General features: G+C 73.5%; 17 protein-coding genes and 1 pseudogene. 8 read left to right on the plus strand and 10 right to left on the minus strand.

Annotated features, from left to right (window positions below):
- Positions 1-9: 9 nt before the first annotated feature.
- Together ACY1JF_RS20825 and ACY1JF_RS20830 are read left to right on the plus strand one after the other, a co-directional pair.
- The gene (locus tag ACY1JF_RS20825) at positions 10-1,293 is read left to right on the plus strand and encodes a thymidine phosphorylase (protein ID WP_462706679.1); all 1,284 of its coding nucleotides are present in this window, start codon (positions 10-12) and stop codon (positions 1,291-1,293) included.
- 94 nt (positions 1,294-1,387) lie between these two features.
- Positions 1,388-1,972 (plus strand): Uma2 family endonuclease, encoded by a 585-nt coding sequence (locus ACY1JF_RS20830; RefSeq protein ID WP_462706680.1) that lies wholly within the window; start codon positions 1,388-1,390, stop codon positions 1,970-1,972.
- Between the two features lie 6 nt (positions 1,973-1,978).
- Here the strand turns inward: ACY1JF_RS20830 and ACY1JF_RS20835 are convergent, their stop codons facing one another.
- The gene (locus ACY1JF_RS20835; protein ID WP_462706681.1) at positions 1,979-2,899 is read right to left on the minus strand and encodes an AEC family transporter; all 921 of its coding nucleotides are present in this window, start codon (positions 2,897-2,899) and stop codon (positions 1,979-1,981) included.
- Between the two features lie 213 nt (positions 2,900-3,112).
- On the opposite strand from ACY1JF_RS20835, the gene ACY1JF_RS20840 reads away from it, so the two are divergent.
- Both ACY1JF_RS20840 and ACY1JF_RS20845 read left to right on the plus strand, forming a co-directional pair.
- The gene (locus tag ACY1JF_RS20840; protein WP_462706682.1) at positions 3,113-3,427 is read left to right on the plus strand and encodes a hypothetical protein; all 315 of its coding nucleotides are present in this window, start codon (positions 3,113-3,115) and stop codon (positions 3,425-3,427) included.
- A gap of 140 nt (positions 3,428-3,567) precedes the next feature.
- Positions 3,568-3,843, plus strand: coding sequence for an STAS domain-containing protein (locus ACY1JF_RS20845; RefSeq protein ID WP_462706742.1), 276 nt, complete (start codon positions 3,568-3,570; stop codon positions 3,841-3,843).
- Here the strand turns inward: ACY1JF_RS20845 and ACY1JF_RS20850 are convergent.
- Both ACY1JF_RS20850 and ACY1JF_RS20855 read right to left on the minus strand, forming a co-directional pair.
- Positions 3,736-4,740: a sigma-70 family RNA polymerase sigma factor gene (locus ACY1JF_RS20850; protein WP_462706683.1), complete on the minus strand. Its 1,005-nt coding sequence runs from the start codon at positions 4,738-4,740 to the stop codon at positions 3,736-3,738. The two genes, ACY1JF_RS20845 and ACY1JF_RS20850, sit on opposite strands and share 108 nt — an antisense overlap.
- Before the next feature lie 122 nt (positions 4,741-4,862).
- Positions 4,863-6,140 (minus strand): MFS transporter, encoded by a 1,278-nt coding sequence (locus ACY1JF_RS20855; RefSeq protein ID WP_462706684.1) that lies wholly within the window; start codon positions 6,138-6,140, stop codon positions 4,863-4,865.
- A 63-nt stretch (positions 6,141-6,203) separates the two neighbouring features.
- On the opposite strand from ACY1JF_RS20855, the gene ACY1JF_RS20860 reads away from it, so the two are divergent.
- Entirely contained in the window at positions 6,204-7,154 is a 951-nt protein-coding gene (locus tag ACY1JF_RS20860) for a LysR family transcriptional regulator (RefSeq protein ID WP_462706685.1), read from the plus strand.
- 158 nt (positions 7,155-7,312) lie between these two features.
- Here the strand turns inward: ACY1JF_RS20860 and ACY1JF_RS20865 are convergent, their stop codons facing one another.
- Positions 7,313-8,071: an alpha/beta hydrolase family protein gene (locus tag ACY1JF_RS20865; protein WP_462706686.1), complete on the minus strand. Its 759-nt coding sequence runs from the start codon at positions 8,069-8,071 to the stop codon at positions 7,313-7,315.
- Between the two features lie 145 nt (positions 8,072-8,216).
- Between ACY1JF_RS20865 and ACY1JF_RS20870 the strand changes: the two are divergent.
- Both ACY1JF_RS20870 and ACY1JF_RS20875 read left to right on the plus strand, forming a co-directional pair.
- A pseudogene (locus tag ACY1JF_RS20870) lies at positions 8,217-9,373 on the plus strand (adenosine deaminase).
- Positions 9,374-9,512: 139 nt separating this feature from the next.
- On the plus strand, positions 9,513-9,827 hold the full coding sequence (locus tag ACY1JF_RS20875; RefSeq protein ID WP_462706687.1) for an ATP-binding protein: 315 nt from the start codon (positions 9,513-9,515) through the stop codon (positions 9,825-9,827).
- Between the two features lie 287 nt (positions 9,828-10,114).
- On the opposite strand, the gene ACY1JF_RS20880 is transcribed toward ACY1JF_RS20875, so the two are convergent.
- The 5 genes from ACY1JF_RS20880 to afsQ1 all read right to left on the minus strand — a co-directional run bounded on the left by ACY1JF_RS20880 (position 10,115) and on the right by afsQ1 (position 13,922).
- A complete protein-coding gene (locus ACY1JF_RS20880) occupies positions 10,115-10,318 on the minus strand; it encodes a PspC domain-containing protein (protein ID WP_462706688.1) in 204 nt (67 codons plus the stop codon).
- A 93-nt stretch (positions 10,319-10,411) separates the two neighbouring features.
- The gene (locus ACY1JF_RS20885) at positions 10,412-10,963 is read right to left on the minus strand and encodes a VanZ family protein (protein ID WP_462706689.1); all 552 of its coding nucleotides are present in this window, start codon (positions 10,961-10,963) and stop codon (positions 10,412-10,414) included.
- A gap of 90 nt (positions 10,964-11,053) precedes the next feature.
- A complete protein-coding gene (locus tag ACY1JF_RS20890; protein WP_462706690.1) occupies positions 11,054-11,656 on the minus strand; it encodes a hypothetical protein in 603 nt (200 codons plus the stop codon).
- Entirely contained in the window at positions 11,656-13,248 is a 1,593-nt protein-coding gene (locus tag ACY1JF_RS20895; protein ID WP_462706691.1) for an ATP-binding protein, read from the minus strand. Before ACY1JF_RS20895 ends, ACY1JF_RS20890 begins: the two co-directional genes overlap by 1 nt.
- On the minus strand, positions 13,245-13,922 hold the full coding sequence (afsQ1, locus tag ACY1JF_RS20900) for a two-component system response regulator AfsQ1 (RefSeq protein WP_215168516.1): 678 nt from the start codon (positions 13,920-13,922) through the stop codon (positions 13,245-13,247). Before afsQ1 ends, ACY1JF_RS20895 begins: the two co-directional genes overlap by 4 nt.
- A gap of 231 nt (positions 13,923-14,153) precedes the next feature.
- Here afsQ1 and ACY1JF_RS20905 point away from each other — a divergent pair, with 231 nt between their 5' ends.
- Positions 14,154-14,939 carry a SigE family RNA polymerase sigma factor gene (locus ACY1JF_RS20905; RefSeq protein ID WP_462706692.1) on the plus strand — a complete coding sequence of 262 codons (786 nt, stop codon included), beginning with the start codon at positions 14,154-14,156 and terminating at the stop codon, positions 14,937-14,939.
- A 283-nt stretch (positions 14,940-15,222) separates the two neighbouring features.
- Here ACY1JF_RS20905 and ACY1JF_RS20910 read toward each other — a convergent pair whose 3' ends face one another.
- On the minus strand, positions 15,223-15,867 hold the full coding sequence (locus tag ACY1JF_RS20910) for a uridine kinase (RefSeq protein WP_462706693.1): 645 nt from the start codon (positions 15,865-15,867) through the stop codon (positions 15,223-15,225).
- Positions 15,868-16,010: the final 143 nt, after the last annotated feature.

The raw sequence follows: 16,010 nt of genomic DNA on the forward strand, positions 1-16,010 counted from the left end.
AGTCCCGTCATGGCCATGGACGTCATCTCCGTCATCCGCACCAAGCGCGACCGCGGCGAACTCAGCGACGAGCAGATCGACTGGGTCATCGACGCCTACACCCGCGGGGAGGTCGCCGACGAGCAGATGTCGGCCCTGGCCATGGCCATCCTCCTCAACGGCATGAACCGCCGCGAGATCGCCCGCTGGACGGCGGCGATGATCGCCTCGGGCGAGCGCATGGACTTCTCGGCCCTGTCCCGCCCGACCGCCGACAAGCACTCCACGGGCGGCGTCGGCGACAAGATCACCCTCCCGCTGGCCCCGCTGGTCGCGGCCTGCGGCGCCGCCGTCCCGCAGCTCAGCGGCCGGGGCCTGGGCCACACCGGCGGCACGCTGGACAAGCTGGAGTCGATCCCGGGCTGGCGCGCGCTGCTCTCCAACGCCGAGATGCTGGACGTCCTGGACTCCACGGGCGCGGTGATCTGCGCGGCGGGTGACGGCCTGGCCCCCGCCGACAAGAAGCTGTACGCGCTCCGGGACGTCACCGGCACGGTCGAGGCGATCCCGCTGATCGCCTCCTCCATCATGTCCAAGAAGATCGCCGAGGGCACCGGCTCGCTCGTCCTCGACGTGAAGGCGGGCAGCGGCGCCTTCATGAAGACGGCCGAGGACGCCCGCGAGCTGGCCCGGACCATGGTCGGCCTCGGCACCGACCACGGCGTGAAGACGGTCGCCCTGCTCACCGACATGTCCACCCCGCTCGGCCTGACCGCGGGCAACGCCCTGGAGGTCCGCGAGTCGGTCGAGGTCCTGGCCGGCGGCGGCCCGGCGGACGTCGTCGAACTGACCCTCGCCCTGGCCCGCGAGATGCTCGACGCGGCGGGCCTGCGCGACGCCGACCCGGCGAAGGCGCTGGCCGACGGCTCCGCGATGGACGTCTGGCGCCGCATGATCAGCGCCCAGGGCGGCGACCCGGACGCGCCGCTGCCCACCTCGAAGGAACAGCACGTGGTGACGGCCGGCGCCACCGGCGTCCTGACCCGCCTGGACGCCTACGACATCGGCGTCGCCGCCTGGCGGCTGGGCGCCGGACGCGCCCGCAAGGAAGACCCGGTGCAGGCGGCGGCGGGCGTGGAACTGCACGCCAAGCCGGGCGACGAGGTCCGCGCGGGCCAGCCCCTGCTGACCCTGCACACGGACACGCCGGAGCGGTTCGCGTACGCGCTGGAGGCGGTGGCGGGCTGCTACGACATCGCGGCCCCGGGGACGGAGTTCAGCGGCTCGCCGGTGGTGCTGGAGCGCATCGCCTGACCTGGGGACTCCCCGATCGGGTGAACGGGACCGGTGGACCGGCGCCGGTCCCGTTCGGCATGCTGGGATCGGTGATGACCGTTAGGAGACCGCCGTGAGCGCACTCACCGTGAGCCAGGACCCCGAGCAGAGCTGGGACGATCTCGTCCGGTTCTGGGAGGAGACGGAGTGGCCCGAGGGCAGCAAGGTGGAGATCATCGAGGGGATCATCACCGTGTCACCCACTCCGGCCTACCGCCACAACTTGATCGCGGCACGTCTTCAGCGCCGCCTCTACTCCGTCGTTCCGCAGGAGTGGGAGATCTTCCAGACCCTCGCCCTCGCCGTGCCGTCCAGGCTGGGCATGCTCGTCCCCGACCTCGTGGTCGCTCCGGCCGACCATGACCGGCAGGAGGCCAGCCACATCCCCGCCTCCCTCGCCGAACTGGTCGTCGAGGTCACGTCCAAGTCGAACGCCCGCCACGACCGCGTCACCAAGCCGGCCGCCTACGCCACCGCCGGCATCCCGCTCTACCTGCTGGTCGACCGGTGGGCCCCGGGCGGCCCCACCGTCACGCTGTACGGCGAGCCCCAGGGGGACACGTACCGCACGCTGCACGCGGGCAAGTTCGGCGACCCGGTCGAACTGCCCGCACCCTTCGGGCTGAAGCTGGACACCGGCGAGTTCCCGGTCGGCTGACCGGCGTCACCCCAGCACCGTCGCGATCACCACCAGCACCGGCACCGCCACCACCGTCGACACCAGCACCACGTCACGGGCCAGCCGCTCGCCCACCCGGTAGGCCGAGGCGTAGGTGTACATGTTCTGCGCGGTCGGCAGGGCGGAGGTCACCACGACGTCCAGCAGTCGCGCGCCCCGCAGCTCGAAGACGCCCGCCGCCAGCACCCAGACGACCGCCGGCTGGCCCACCGCCTTCAGGGCCACCGCCAGCAGCACCGGTCCCCGGTCCGGGCCCCGGAAGGGCATCGCGCTGCCGCGCAGGGATATGCCGAACGCCATCAGGACCGCCGGGACGGACATGTTGCCGATCAGCGTCAACGGGTCCATGACGGGCGCGGGGACGTGGAGTCCGAGGGCCGCCACCGCCACCCCGCTCAGCGACCCCACCGCGATGGGATTGCGCAGCGGGGTGAGCAGCCGGGACCACGGCGAGCCGGACCGCTGCGCACCGGCCAGGTCGAGGAAGGTCAGGCCGATCGGGGCGACCACGGTCAGCTGGAACAGCAGCACCGGCGCGACGAGGGAGGCGTCGCCCAGCACGTACACGGCGATCGGGATGCCGAGGTTGCCCGCGTTGACGTACCCCGAGCACAGGGCGCCGATCGTGATCCGGCCGGTGCCCCAGCGGCGTACCGCGCCGACCGCGACGAAGATTCCGGCCACCGCGACCGTGCTGAGCGCCGTCACCAGCAGCCGGCTGGAGAAGACCACCGACAGGTCGGCCCGCGCGCAGGTCGTGAACAGCAGCGCCGGGGAGGCCACGTGGAAGGCGAGCTTGGTCAGCACCTCGCGCCCCTGATCGCCCAGGTAGCCGCCCCGGCCGAGCAGATAGCCGACCCCGATCACGACCGCGATCACCGCGAACCCGGTCAGCACCCCTTGCACGGCACCCCCTGAGCGGCGCGAACGACCTCGGGTGACCTGCGGGAAGGGGGTACGTGCGACATACAGCAAACCCTCTGCTGTAGAGCGTGCGCAGGTCAATGTGACCCTGGCGGCATCCCCGCGGCAGGTCCGGATTCCCCGCTTCCGCAACCCGTCCCGTCGTCCCGGCGTCTGACCCCACGACGGACGGCTGCCGATCACCCGGGAGAGCACGTGGCGAAGAAGGACAAGGCGACGGCGGAGGAGAAGGACCGCGAGCGGTGGCTGGCGCGCTTCCAGGTACGGCTGGCCACGCAGCCGGGCGTGGACCGGGCCGTCGTGCTCCAGGGCGTCAAGGAGGTCACGGCGCACTGCGAGGAGACGGGGCAGCACCCGCGGACCGCCTTCGGAGACCCGGACGCCCACGCCGTGAAGACCGCCGCGCGGCTGGTCCCGGCGGACCGGGCGGAGCGGGCACGGCGGAAGGACAAGTGGCTGGACGTGCTCGGCTCCGTGGGCAAGAAGGCCGAACACGTCGCCGACCTGTGACCGGGGCGCCGCGCCCCCGGCGCCACCGATGAGTTCCGCGCCGGCCCCCGGTCTACCGGGACGTGGACGCCGTGACACCCGCCGTGCTCGTGCTGCCGGGGACCCTGTCGGGGGAGGCCCTGCCCCGGCTCTGTGCCGAGGTGCGCGCGCTGCTGGACGCCACCGGGGCCGGGGTGGTCGTCTGTGACGCCGGCGGGATGGGACCGCCGGGGCTCGCCGCGGTCGACGCGCTGGCCCGGATGCAGCTGACCGCGGCGCGGCGCGGGGGCCGGATCAGGCTGCGGGACCCCGCACCGGCCCTGCGCGCCCTAATCGGCCTGGTCGGCCTCCGCTTCGAGGTGGAGGGGGAGACCGAACAGCGGGAACCACCGCTTGGTGTCGAGGAAGCAGTGGAACCCGGTGACGCGGCCGGCTGAGATCTCCAGCACCTGGATCGCCCAGGGCGAGAAGCCGCCCTCCTGGGGGTCCGGCTTGTAGTGCGCGAAGGCCGGCAGCCCGTTGGCCTGGACCGGCACCAGACGGGAGCCGGCGCAGGACGCGCCGACGGTCGTCATGAAGCCGGTGATGTCGGCCGGGCCGGCCAGCCACAGGTCGAACGGCGGCATCGTCATGACCGCGTCCTCGTGCAGCAGCGCGGTGAGCGCCGTCATGTCGTAGCCCTCGAAGGCGGCCACGTACCGCTCCAGGAGCTTTCGCTGCTCCTCGTCCAGCGGGTCCGACACCGCCCCCGCGGTCTCCAGGTCCGCCCGCTCCGCCAGCGTCGCGCGGGCCCGCTGGAGGGCGCTGTTGACCGACGCCACCGTGGTGCCCAGCAGCTCGGCCACCTCGCTCGCCCGCCAGGCCAGCACCTCACGCAGGATGAGCACCGCCCGCTGCCTGGGCGGAAGCCGCTGCAGGGCGGCCATGAAGGCCAGCCGCACCGACTCCTTGGCCACCGCGGCCTCCGCCGGGTCGTCGGTCGCGGGCAGCGCCCGGGCGTCCGGCATCGGCTCCAGCCAGGTGTTGTCCGGGCGGGGCGTCAGGGCCGCCCGGGCCAGCGGGGTCGCCGAGGACAGGTCGACCGGGCGGGCCCGCTTGTTGCCCGCGGTCAGCATGTCCAGGCAGACGTTGGTGGCGATGCGGTAGAGCCAGGAGCGCAGACTGGAACGGCCCTCGAACGTGGCGTAGCTCCGCCAGGCACGGATCAGGGTGTCCTGGACCGCGTCCTCCGCCTCGAAGGAGGATCCGAGCATCCGGTAGCAGTACCCGGTCAGCTCGACCCGGTGCCGCTCCAGCGCGGATTCCAGCTCCGGCGTCACCGTGCCGTCGGTCATCGTCCACCCACCCCCGTGGCCGCCCTGCGGGCGCGTCTTCGCGCCCCGCACTCCGGAAGCTACCGCAGCGCACCGACATTGGCCCGTGCGGCCAGGGAATCAGCGGGTCACAGCGGTGCTGATCAGGCCGCGGCGGGGAGCTTCGCGGTCTGTCCGCGGGCCGCCCGGGTGCCGAGCAGGGTGACCGTCACGACCCCCAGCACCGCCAGCAGCCCGACCCCGACGGTGCCGGCCCAGCCCCCGGAGTGGAAGGCCACCGCGCCCACCGTGGAGCCGGCGCTGGAGCCGGTGTAGTACGCCGACTGGTACAGGGCCGACGCCTGCGCCCGGCCGTGCGTCGCCGTACGGCTGACCGCCGAGGACGCCACCGCGTGCCCCGCGAAGAAGCCCGCCGTGATCAGGACCAGGCCCAGCAGGACGAGGGGCAGGGAGTCCGCCAGCGACAGCAGCAGGCCGGCCGCCGTCGTGCCGCCCGCCAGGTACAGCGCGCCGCGCCGCCCCAGCCGGCCCACCAGCCGGCCCGACGTGGACGCGGAGACCGTGCCCACCAGGTACACCAGGAAGACGGAGCCGACGATGCCCTGGGGGAGGGAGAACGGGGCCTGCGTCAGGCGGTAGCCGATCACCGTGTAGACGCCGCCGAAGACCGTCATGAACAGCGCGCCGATCGCGTACAGGCGGCGCAGCAGCGGGTCGCAGAGGTGATCGCGGATCGTCCCGGCCAGGACGCGCGGGCGCAGCGACCCCGGGCGGAAGTGCTGCGGCCTCGGCAGCAGCGCCCGGAACGCCACCGCGCAGCCGACGGCGACGGCGCCGACCACGCCGACGGCCACCCGCCAGCCCCACTCCTGCGCGACCCAGCCGGTGATCACCCGGCCGCTCATGCCGCCCACGCTGTTGCCCGCCACGAACAGGCCGATCGCCGTGACCAGCGCCTTCGGCGTGACCTCCTCCGCGAGGTACGCCGTCGCGGAGGCCGGCACTCCGGCCAGCGCCGCGCCCTGCACCGCGCGCAGCGCGACCAGCACCGGCAGCGAGGGGGCGAAGGGGACCAGCAGCGCGACGGTCACCGCGACCGCGAGCGACGCCGTCATGACCGTACGCCGTCCGAACCGTTCCGACAGGGCGCTCATCGGGATGACGAACAGCGCCAGACCGCCGGTGGCGGCGGCCACCGTCCAGCTCGCGTCGCTCGCGGTCACCCCCAGGTCGCCGGAGATCAGCGGCAGCAGGGCCTGCGTGGAGTAGAGGAGCGCGAAGGTGGCCACGCCCGCGAGGAACAGGGCGAAGCTCATCCGGCGGTAGCCGGGGCCGCCCGGGGCCACGCGCGTGTCGGGGAGAGCGGGGACGGAGGTGGCGGCGCCCACGGTGGTGGACGCCCCGGTATCGGCGGGAGTCATGCCATGACGGTACGAAGCCCCTTACTCATCCGTCCAATGCATGAAACGTTCATAATCGTTCCCATGACGCATCAGCGAAGCTCACGAGGGCGGCTGTCACGGGACAGTGACACAGAAGACATCGTCACGCTGCTCGCGCCGCGCCTGGCGCACTTCGCCGGCGTGGCCCGCACCGAGCACGTCACCCGCGCCGCCCAGGAGATGAACGTCCCCCAGTCGACCCTCTCCCGGGCCGTCGCCCGCCTGGAGCAGGACCTGGGCGTCGACCTGTTCGCCCGGCACGGCCGCGCCCTCTCCCTCACCCCCGCCGGGCACACCTTCCTCGCCTCCGTCGAGCGCGCCCTCGCCGAGATCGAGCGGGCCGCCGACGAGGTCCGCGCGGACGCCGACCGCACCACCGGCAAGGTCGCCTTCGGATTCCTGCACACCATGGGCGCCGAGACCGTCCCCGGACTGATCCACGCCTTCCGCGCCGACCACCCCAGGGTCCGCTTCAGCCTGGTCCAGAACTACGGCGAGGCCATGCTGGAGCGGCTGCGCGCCGGGGAACTGGACCTGTGCCTGACCTCCCCGGTGCCCGACGCCCCCGACCTCGTCGCCCGCCGCCTGGACGAGCAGCGGCTGCGGCTGGTCGTCCCCGCCGACCACCGCCTCGCCGGCCGCCGCCGGGTGCGGCTCGCGGAGGCCGCCGACGAGCCCTTCGTGACCCTGGAGCCCGGTTACGGCCTGCGCCGCATCACGGACGCGCTCTGCGCGGAGGCCGGGTTCCGGCCCAGGGTGGCCTTCGAGGGCGAGGAGGCGGAGACCCTGCGGGGCCTGGTCGCGGCGGGCCTGGGCGTCGCACTCCTGCCGCCGCCGGCCGTGCCCCGCCCGGGGGTGGTGGAACTGACGGTCACCGCGCCCCGCGCGGCCCGGGAGATCGGCGTGGCGTGGCTGGCGGGGCGGGCGGACACGCCACCGGTGGCCGCGTTCAAGGAGTTCCTGCTCTCGAAGCGGGGCCGGCTGCTGCCCTGAGGCGTTACCGCCGCCAAGGCCGCCGGACCGGCGGTGCCGGCCTGTGGAGCGCGGGTGGGACCGGTACGCGTACCGGCCCGGCGCGGTGAAGCGGGAACCCGCCGAGACGGTCGGCCGACCTGGCGGGAATCCCCGGGCTTCAGCCCGGGGAGCGGAAGTCAACGCCGCGTCCTGCCGAACCCCACGGCCAGCGGCATCCGCAGCCCCAGCGGCGGCGGGGCGGCCAGCGCGTCGGCCACCGGCCGGGAGAACGGCCGCCCGAACAGCGCCCCCAGCGTGAAGTCCTCCACCAGCGCCGCCACCTCGTCGCGGTAGTGCCGCAACCCGTGCCCCTCGCTGTGCACTTCGAAGCGGCACACGTCCCGGTTGGCCTTCTTCGCCCGCGCCGCCAGCCGGAACGACAGCTCCGGGTCGCACCGCCCGTCGTCCGTGCCGTGCACGATCAGCACCCGCCGCCCGGTGAGCTGTTTCACCGGTTCGGGCGGTGCCGCGACGTCCTCGTCCGGCAGCCAGGGGGCTATCGCCAGCACGGAGTTGACGGCCTCGTGGCCGCCCGCGCGCAGCGCCGCCCGCCCGCCCATGCCGACGCCGACCAGGCAGACGGGGACGTCGCCGTAGCGCCGTACCGCCTCGTCGGCGGCCCAGGCGGCGTCCCGGGCGAGATGCGCCTCGCTGCCGTTCCAGCCCCGGTAGCGGTAGTGCACGACGTGGGCCGCCAGCCCCTCGTCGCGGCCGGCCCGGGTCAGCCGGCGCCCCAGCGCGCGCACGGAGGCGTTGGCCAGCAGGGGGGAGGGTCTGCGGCTGGAGACCTCGTCGCCCGCCGGGAGCAGCACGGCCACTCCGCTCACCGCCGCCGTCTGTGGACCCAGCGCCCGCCCCAGCCGGGCCTCGCGCACCGGCGTCGCTTGTTGTGCCATGACAAAACAGTGTCAGAAGAGCGGGTGTCCGCCATCCGTACGCGCGGTCACTGTTGCGTATCGGCCGGTGAGCCGGCCGCCCGGCCCCTTCCCGGGATCCGGCGTTCACCCCGTGATCTACGCGCGTAGGAGCTACAGTGCGGAGATGACGAGCCAGACCACCGCGAACTCCCCGACGCCGGACCAGATCCGCCGGGCGCCCAAGGTCCTGCTGCACGACCACCTCGACGGCGGGCTGCGCCCCGGCACCGTCGTCGAACTCGCCCGGGAGAGCGGCTACTTTGGGCTGCCCGAGACCGACCCCGGCGAGCTGGGCCACTGGTTTCGCCAGGCCGCCGACTCCGGCTCCCTGGAGCGGTACCTGGAGACCTTCTCGCACACCGTCGGCGTGATGCAGACCCGCGACGCCCTGGTCCGGGTGGCCGCCGAGTGCGCCGAGGACCTCGCCGAGGACGGCGTCGTCTACGCCGAGGTGCGCTACGCCCCCGAACAGCACCTGGCGGGCGGCCTCACCCTCGAAGAGGTCGTCGAGGCGGTCGACGAGGGCTTCCGGGAAGGGGAGCGGCGGGCCCGGGAGAACGGCCACCGCATCCGCGTCGGCGCCCTGCTCACCGCCATGCGGCACGCCGCCCGCTCCCTGGAGATCGCCGAGCTCGCCAACCGCTACCGGGACCTGGGCGTCGTCGGCTTCGACATCGCCGGCGCCGAGGCCGGCCACCCGCCCACCCGGCACCTCGACGCCTTCGAGTACCTCAAGCGCGAGAACCACCACTTCACCATCCACGCCGGCGAGGCGTTCGGACTGCCGTCCATCTGGCAGGCGCTGCAGTGGTGCGGCGCCGACCGGCTCGGGCACGGGGTGCGCATCATCGACGACATCCAGGTGGCCGCGGACGGCACGGTGAAGCTGGGACGGCTCGCCTCCTACGTCCGGGACAAGCGCGTCCCGCTGGAGCTGTGCCCCAGCTCCAACCTCCAGACCGGGGCGGCGGCCTCGTACGCGGAGCACCCCATCGGGCTGCTGCGGCGGCTGCGGTTCCGTGTCACGGTCAACACGGACAACCGTCTGATGTCCCACACCAGCATGAGCCGGGAATTCGAGCACCTTGTCGACGCGTTCGGTTACACGCTCGACGACATCGAGTGGTGTTCTGTCAATGCTATGAAATCAGCGTTCATTCCTTTCGATGAACGGCTGGCCATGATCAACGACGTGATCAAACCCGGATACGCGGAGCTGAGGTCCGCGTGGCTGTTCCGGTGAACCGCCCCACCAGCGGTTATTCCGGCGGCGAGGGGTGATCCGGGGGCGGGGGCGGACCGGGTGCGCGGGCTGCCTTTCGCCGCCCGCTCGCATTGCGATGTTTGCGGCGGACGGCGGTGCGTGTCTACGGTCGGGGACCGCTCGGATTCCCGATCTCCCATTTCGAGGACGCATTTCATGAAGCAGTCTGCTGTCAAGACCCTCGGTGTCACCGCCCTCGGTGCCGCCTTCGCCGCCGCCGGCGCGGGCGCGGCCAACGCGGCCCCGGTCGCCCCGGACCTCGGCCCGACGGCCGGCGGCGTCGTCCGTTCGCTCCCCGGTGCCGAGGGCCTCACCCAGGCCGTGCCCGGCGCGGCCGAGGCGCCCGGGGTGACGCGGGGCGCCGCGGCCCCCGCCGGGCAGTCGATCGCCGACCAGCTCACCAACGGTCCGGCCCAGCCGGTCGCCCAGCTGCTCGGCGGCCTGCCGGTCAAGGGCCTGGCGGTGGTCTGAGCCGCGCCCGCCACGACGCGCCGACGGGGCGCACCCGGTACTGCCGGGTGCGCCCCGTCGGCTTTCCAGAGGGAGGATCCAAAGGGACCCGGAGGGCCAGAGGGAGGGGTTTGGAGGGGGATCCAGAGGGAGGGGTCTGGAGGGGGATCCAGAGGGAGGGGTCTGGAGGGGGATCCAGAGGGAGGGACCCGGAGGGATCCAGATGGCCAGAGGGAGGGATCCGGGCGGATCCCTCCGGATCCAGGGGGAGGGACAGGGGTCCGGAGGGGGCGCCGCGGGGGCGGCCGTCACCAGGCCGCGCGCGCCGCCTTCTCCTCCGACGGGAGGAGGATCCACAGCGCCAGGTAGAGCAGGAACTGCGGACCGGGCAGCAGGCACGAGGCCAGGAAGACGACGCGCATCGTCGTCGCGGAGGTGCCGAAGCGTCGCGCCAGCGCGGCGCACACTCCGCCGATCATGCGACCGTCGGTCGGGCGGGCAAGGCGGGACATGGCGGCTCCTTCGTGAGCGTCGGTCCGAGGCGCCTTCGTCGGCCGCCTCATCTGCCCCCACGCTACGAGGACGAACAGGGGCGAAGCGTCGCTCTACGGGGCGATCCCGACCCTGGGAATCGTCGGGGTCCGACCCTGAGAGGGCTCCTCCTGGGGGAGGTCTCCGCTCTCCCCGGCCTGCGACCTGCGGCGGAGCCAGGCCCGGCCCGCCGGGACCACCGCGAGGTGCGCGAGGGCCACGCCCACGGTGTTCAGCAGCAGCGAGTCGATGTCCGCGACCCGGCCGGGCACCCCGGTCTGCAGCAGTTCGATGCCCAGGGAGAGCAGGGCGCCCGCGGCGGTGCTGCGCAGCAGCGAGGCCGGCGCCGAGACGACGGCGCGGCCGTTCACCATCGGCAGCAGGACACCCAGCGGCGCCAGCAGCCCCAGCCCGCCGCCGACGCACCGCACCGCCTCGGGCCAGCCCAGCGCCACCTCGGCCCGGATGCCGTCGAACGGGTGCAGGTTGGGGGGCGTCACCCAGGGGACGTCCAGGGGACGCAGCGTGAGCCAGGCGACGACCACGAGATGCGCGGCCAGGAGGACGCCTCCCGTCGCACGGATGCGGAGCGCGGCGCTGCCGCCGGAGAACCCTTGACGCTGCACGCCCCCCTAGACGCGGCCCCCGGCGCGGGTGGTTCCGGGCCCTCCCCCACACGGGTGAGTCATGCGCCACACCCCGGCCACGGGCCGCGGTCAGTCCCGGGTGACCTCGCTGGAGGGCGGTTCGTTGCTGCCCGGCCGGGCGCGGACCTCGTCCGTGCACACGTACCGGCGCGGCGCCCGCTCGTCCGGCCCGCCGAGGACCACGGAACCGTCGTCCTCGGCCACCGCCGACTGGGCGAAGGTGCAGACGGTCTGGGCGAGGGCGTACGAGGTGAGGTCGCCGGGCGCGGTGCTCAGCCGCAAGGTGGCGTCGGGGTCACCGTCCCGCGGCCCGGAGACCGTGATCCCGCCGGGCACGTCGGTGGTGTACCGGGCCTGTGTCTCGGCGGCCGAGGGCGGCGCGGCGAGCTGGTCCAGCAGCCCCCTCGCCACCGCCGGCCGGCGCTCGGCACCGGTCGAGCCCTCCGGCACCCGTACCGTCCGCTCCACCGTCACCAGCGAGGAGCCGCACAGCAGGGACACCCGCACGGTCACGCCCCGCGCGGTCCCGCTCGCCGCGTCCGGTCCGGCGGGCGAGCAGCGTACCCGCGACGGCGCGGGGCCGAAGTCCGTCGGCACCTCGGTGGCCCGGATACCGCATCCGGTGAGCAGTACCGCGAGCACGGGAAGCGCCAGCAGGCGGCGTACGGTCATCAGCCCTGTCCCTTCGCGTCCTTGCCCTTGCCCTCGCTCCCGGAGCCGTCGGCGCCGGCGCCGGCCTCCGTCAGCGACGACGCGTCCCGCGGCAGCCGCAGGGTGAACACCGCGCCGCCGTCGGGGGAGTTGGCCGCGCTGATCTCACCGCCGTGGATGTGCGCGTTGGCCAGGGCGATGGACAGGCCGAGCCCGCTGCCCTCGGAGCGCGGCCGGGAGGCGCTGGCCTTGTAGAAGCGGTCGAAGACGTGCGGCAGGACGTCCTCGGGGATGCCGGGCCCGTGGTCGCGCACGGCGATGACGACCGCGTCGTCCACCGCCGTCACCGACACCCGCACCGGCGAGCCGCCGTGCTTGAGCGCGTTGCCGATCAGGTTGGCCAGGATGACGTCGAGGCGGCGCGGGTCGAGGCGGGCGTGGATGCCGCGCTCGGCGTCCAGCTCGACGGCGTCCAGCCAGGCGCGGGCGTCGACACAGGCGGTGATCTGGTCGACGACGTCCACGTCGTCCAGGACCAGCCGGGCGGTGCCCGCGTCGAAGCGGGTGACCTCCATCAGGTTCTCGACGAGGTCGTTCAGCCGCCGGGTCTCGCTGACCACCAGCCGCACGGCGGGCTCGATCATCGGGTCGATCGACCCCGACCCGGCCTCCAGCTCCTCCTCCAGCACCTCCGTGACCGCGGTGATCGCGGTCAGCGGCGTACGCAGCTCATGGCTCATGTCCGCCACGAACCGCCGGGACGACGCCTCCCGCGCGGCCATGTCCTCGACCCGCTTCTCCAGCGACTCGGCCGCGTTGTTGAACGTCCGGGACAGGTCGGCCAGTTCGTCGGTGCCGGAGACCCGCAGCCGGGTGTCCAGCTTGCCCTCGCCCAGCCGGCGGGCCGCGGTGCCCAGCCGGTGCACGGGCTTGAGCACGGTCGTCGCCAGGGCCTGCGCGAGCAGCGCGGAGCCGATCAGCGCCAGCGCGGTCGCGATCCCCAGCGACCAGGCCAGCGAGTCGATGTCCTTGGCCTCCGGTTCCAGCGACTTGAGCATGTAACCGGTCGGCCCGCCGCCGACGACCCGGCTGCCGGCCACCAGGTACGGGGTGTCGTCGAGGACGATCCGCTGCCAGTACAGGTGGTACGGGGACTTGTTGGCCCCGGTGACCTCCTGCTTCCTGTTCACCGCCGTGCGCAGCGACCGGGGCACGTCGGACAGCGAGAAGCCGTCCGGCCCGCCCGCGCTGCCGTACACGGTGTCGCCGTCGGTGTCCTCGGCGACCAGCAGCACGCCGAAGCGCTGGCTGCTGTCGGCCATCTGGCCCGCGGTGTGCTGCAGTTCGTCCTCGGTGGGGTGCCGGGGCAGCGACCCGGCCCGGTTGCGCATCTCCTGCTCGAAGTCGCCCAGCACGGCGTCCTGGGCGCGGGTGAGCACCGCCTCCCGGTTCAGCCAGTAGGCGATCCCGGACGCGGACACGGCGGCGGTGAGCGCCACCAGCCCGAAGACGACGACCAGCCTGAGCCGCAGGCTGGTGAGGCGCAGCCGCGACCAGACTCCCCTGCGCGCCGCGGACCAGCCGCGGTGCCCCTGCGGATGTTCCTGTGTCACTGAGGCGGATCCAGCCGGTAGCCCACGCCCCGCACGGTACGGATCAGCGTCGGGGAGGACGGCACGTCCTCGACCTTGGCGCGCAGCCGCTGCACACAGGCGTCCACGAGCCGGGAGTCGCCGAGGTAGTCGTGCTCCCACACCAGCCGCAGCAACTGCTGCCGGGACAGCGCCTGGCCGGGCCGGCGGCTCAGTTCGAGCAGGAGCCGCAGCTCGGTCGGCGTGAGCTGGAGGTCCTCCCCGTTCTTGGTGACGGTCATCGCGGAGCGGTCGATGACCACGCTGCCGAAGGTCGCCGAGTCGGTGGACTCCCGCTCCCCGCGGCGCAGCACCGCCCGGATGCGGGCGTCCAGCACCCGCCCCTGCACCGGTTTGACGACGTAGTCGTCGGCGCCCGACTCCAGGCCGACGACCACGTCGATGTCGTCGTTGCGCGCGGTCAGCAGGATGATCGGCAGCTGGTCGGTGCGCCGGATGCGCCGGCACACCTCGAAGCCGTCGATGCCGGGCAGCATCACGTCCAGCACGATCAGGTCCGGCCGCTGCTCGCGCAGCAGCTTCAGACCGTCTTCACCGCTGGCCGCGGTGGCCACCCGGTGGCCCTGGCGCGTCAGGGAGAGCTCCAGGGCCGTGCGGATGGCGTCGTCGTCCTCGATCAGCAACAGGGAAGGCACGGTCTCATTCTGGCCCATGCGGGGGGCGGGGTTCGACCGGTGGGCGGGAAGCCGGTCCTCCTACCCCCGAACCCCGTGCGGGACCTGTGGTTTCGCCGTGACCGGGCGCTGTGACAGGTCTGTGACAGTCGGCGGACACGGCCATGAAGTGATCCCGGCATGATTTTCGGCACAGGCAAGACGGTGGCACCGCGAGACGGACACCGGTAACTCCACGACGGGGGGCGCATGATGAACACGCTGACTCGCAGCAGCACCAGCGCAGTGATCACGCGTCTGCACGACGTGAACGGGTTCCGGGGGCACGAGAAGTCCGGCACCGACGGGGGTCCCTCCCGCGCGAGCGTGTCCGAGCGCGGGGGAGGGCGGGGGTGCGCTCGCGGCGCCGCCGGGCGTCAGCACTCGACGACGTACATGTCGGTGGTCGACGCGAACACGGGGGAGAACCACGGGGGAACCGCGTACGGGGAGGACCAGGGGGAGCGGCGCTCGCTGTCGGAGGCGGAGTTCACCGCCTACGTCCAGGAGCGCCGCGCCTCCCTGTACGCGACCGCCTACCACCTGACCGGCGACCGCTTCGAGGCCGAGGACCTGCTGCAGAGCGCGCTGTTCTCGACGTACAGGGCGTGGGACCGGATCACCGACAAGGCGGCGGTCGGCGGTTACCTGCGCCGCACCATGACCAACCTGCACATCAGCGCCTGGCGGCGCCGCAAGCTCAACGAGTACCCGACCGAGGAGCTGCCGGAGACGCCCGGTGACACGGACGCCATGCGCGGCACCGAACTGCGCACGGTCCTGTGGCAGGCGCTGGCCCGGCTGCCCGAACTCCAGCGCACCATGCTGGTCCTGCGCTACTACGAGGGCCGCACGGACCCGGAGATCGCGGACATCCTCGGCATCAGCGTCGGCACGGTGAAGTCGAGCATCTGGCGCTCGCTGCGCCGGCTGCGCGAGGACGAGGTGCTCAGCTTCGGCCGGGACCGCGCGGACGCCTTCGGGGAACTGGTCGCCTGACCGGCCCGAGGGGGCGGGAAAAAAGTTCGAGCCGGGGTGTATCACGGGGGGCGCCCCGGGCTCTTACTCACGGGGGAGCACCACGGGGGAAACGGGGGAGTACGGGGGACACGGGGGAAACACGGGGGGAACGGGGAAGGAAGCGGGACTGGGGGGCCGGGGGGTCCGTCCAGTCCCGCTTCCGCGTGTTCCGGGTACTCGTGCGCGGGTCAGGCGTTCCCTGGGCTCCGGGTACCCGGGCCTGGGTCAGGTGTTCCCCGGGCTCCGGGTACTCGGGCCTGGGTCAGGTGGGGGTGGCCGTACGGGCCGTCGCGCACCGGCCCGCCGCCGCGGCGGCGGCCAGCCGGCCCATCGCCTCGTCCCGGTCGCAGGCGTGCGCGCCGAGCGCCGTCTGCCGGGCGATGATCGACCGCTCCTCGCGCAGCAGCCGCCAGCCGCGGCGCAGCAGGAACGGCACCGACTTGCGGCCCTCGCGCAGATCCCGCAGGAACCGGCGGCGGAAGGTGGTCAGCGGGCCCCGGCTCAGACAGAGCGCGTCGGCCAGCACGCCCAGTTCCCGGCAGCGCGCCACGATCTCCGCGGCGAACACGCCCTCCGCGATGAACAGCGGGGTCCGCCCGATGTCGACGGTGCCCTCGCCGGTCCGGGCGCTGAGCGCGATGTCGTAGACCGGCACGGCGGTACGACCGGTGCGGCACAGCCGGGCGATGGCGGCGACGGCCGTGTCCGCGTCCCACGAGCCGGGGTGGTCCCAGTCGATGTCCGAACTCCCCGCCACCAGCGGCAGCGTCGGGTCGGTGCCCTCTTTGTAGAAGTCGTCGAGCCGCAGCACCGGGAGGCCGGAGCGGGCTGAGAGGAGGGACTTGCCGGAGCCGGAGGGGCCGCAGAGCAGCACGACGCGGGCGGATATGGGCGGATGGGAGGTCACGGGAGACCAGTGTGCGGCATCGGACGGCCCCGGGCCGACCCGGCGGGGCGGGTTTGCGGCGGGCGTCACATGTGAACCGCGCTTCACGGGGCCCCGGGTGGAGGAGCCCGGGTGGCGCGGTCCGGGGACCCGCCAAGCGGTGC

Source organism: Streptomyces sp. SYSU D01066-1 (genome assembly GCF_054956795.1).

What these genes read in the sequence shown, in the direction of transcription:
- ACY1JF_RS20825 (WP_462706679.1), top strand. Translation starts at nt 10, where the DNA reads ATGGCCATGGACGTCATCTCCGTCATCCGCACCAAGCGCGACCGCGGC.
- ACY1JF_RS20850 (WP_462706683.1), bottom strand. Translation starts at nt 4,740, where the DNA reads ATGACCGACGGCACGGTGACGCCGGAGCTGGAATCCGCGCTGGAGCGG.
- ACY1JF_RS20855 (WP_462706684.1), bottom strand. Translation starts at nt 6,140, where the DNA reads ATGACTCCCGCCGATACCGGGGCGTCCACCACCGTGGGCGCCGCCACC.
- ACY1JF_RS20860 (WP_462706685.1), top strand. Translation starts at nt 6,204, where the DNA reads ATGACGCATCAGCGAAGCTCACGAGGGCGGCTGTCACGGGACAGTGAC.
- ACY1JF_RS20865 (WP_462706686.1), bottom strand. Translation starts at nt 8,071, where the DNA reads ATGGCACAACAAGCGACGCCGGTGCGCGAGGCCCGGCTGGGGCGGGCG.
- ACY1JF_RS20875 (WP_462706687.1), top strand. Translation starts at nt 9,513, where the DNA reads ATGAAGCAGTCTGCTGTCAAGACCCTCGGTGTCACCGCCCTCGGTGCC.
- ACY1JF_RS20880 (WP_462706688.1), bottom strand. Translation starts at nt 10,318, where the DNA reads ATGTCCCGCCTTGCCCGCCCGACCGACGGTCGCATGATCGGCGGAGTG.
- ACY1JF_RS20890 (WP_462706690.1), bottom strand. Translation starts at nt 11,656, where the DNA reads ATGACCGTACGCCGCCTGCTGGCGCTTCCCGTGCTCGCGGTACTGCTC.
- ACY1JF_RS20905 (WP_462706692.1), top strand. Translation starts at nt 14,154, where the DNA reads ATGAACACGCTGACTCGCAGCAGCACCAGCGCAGTGATCACGCGTCTG.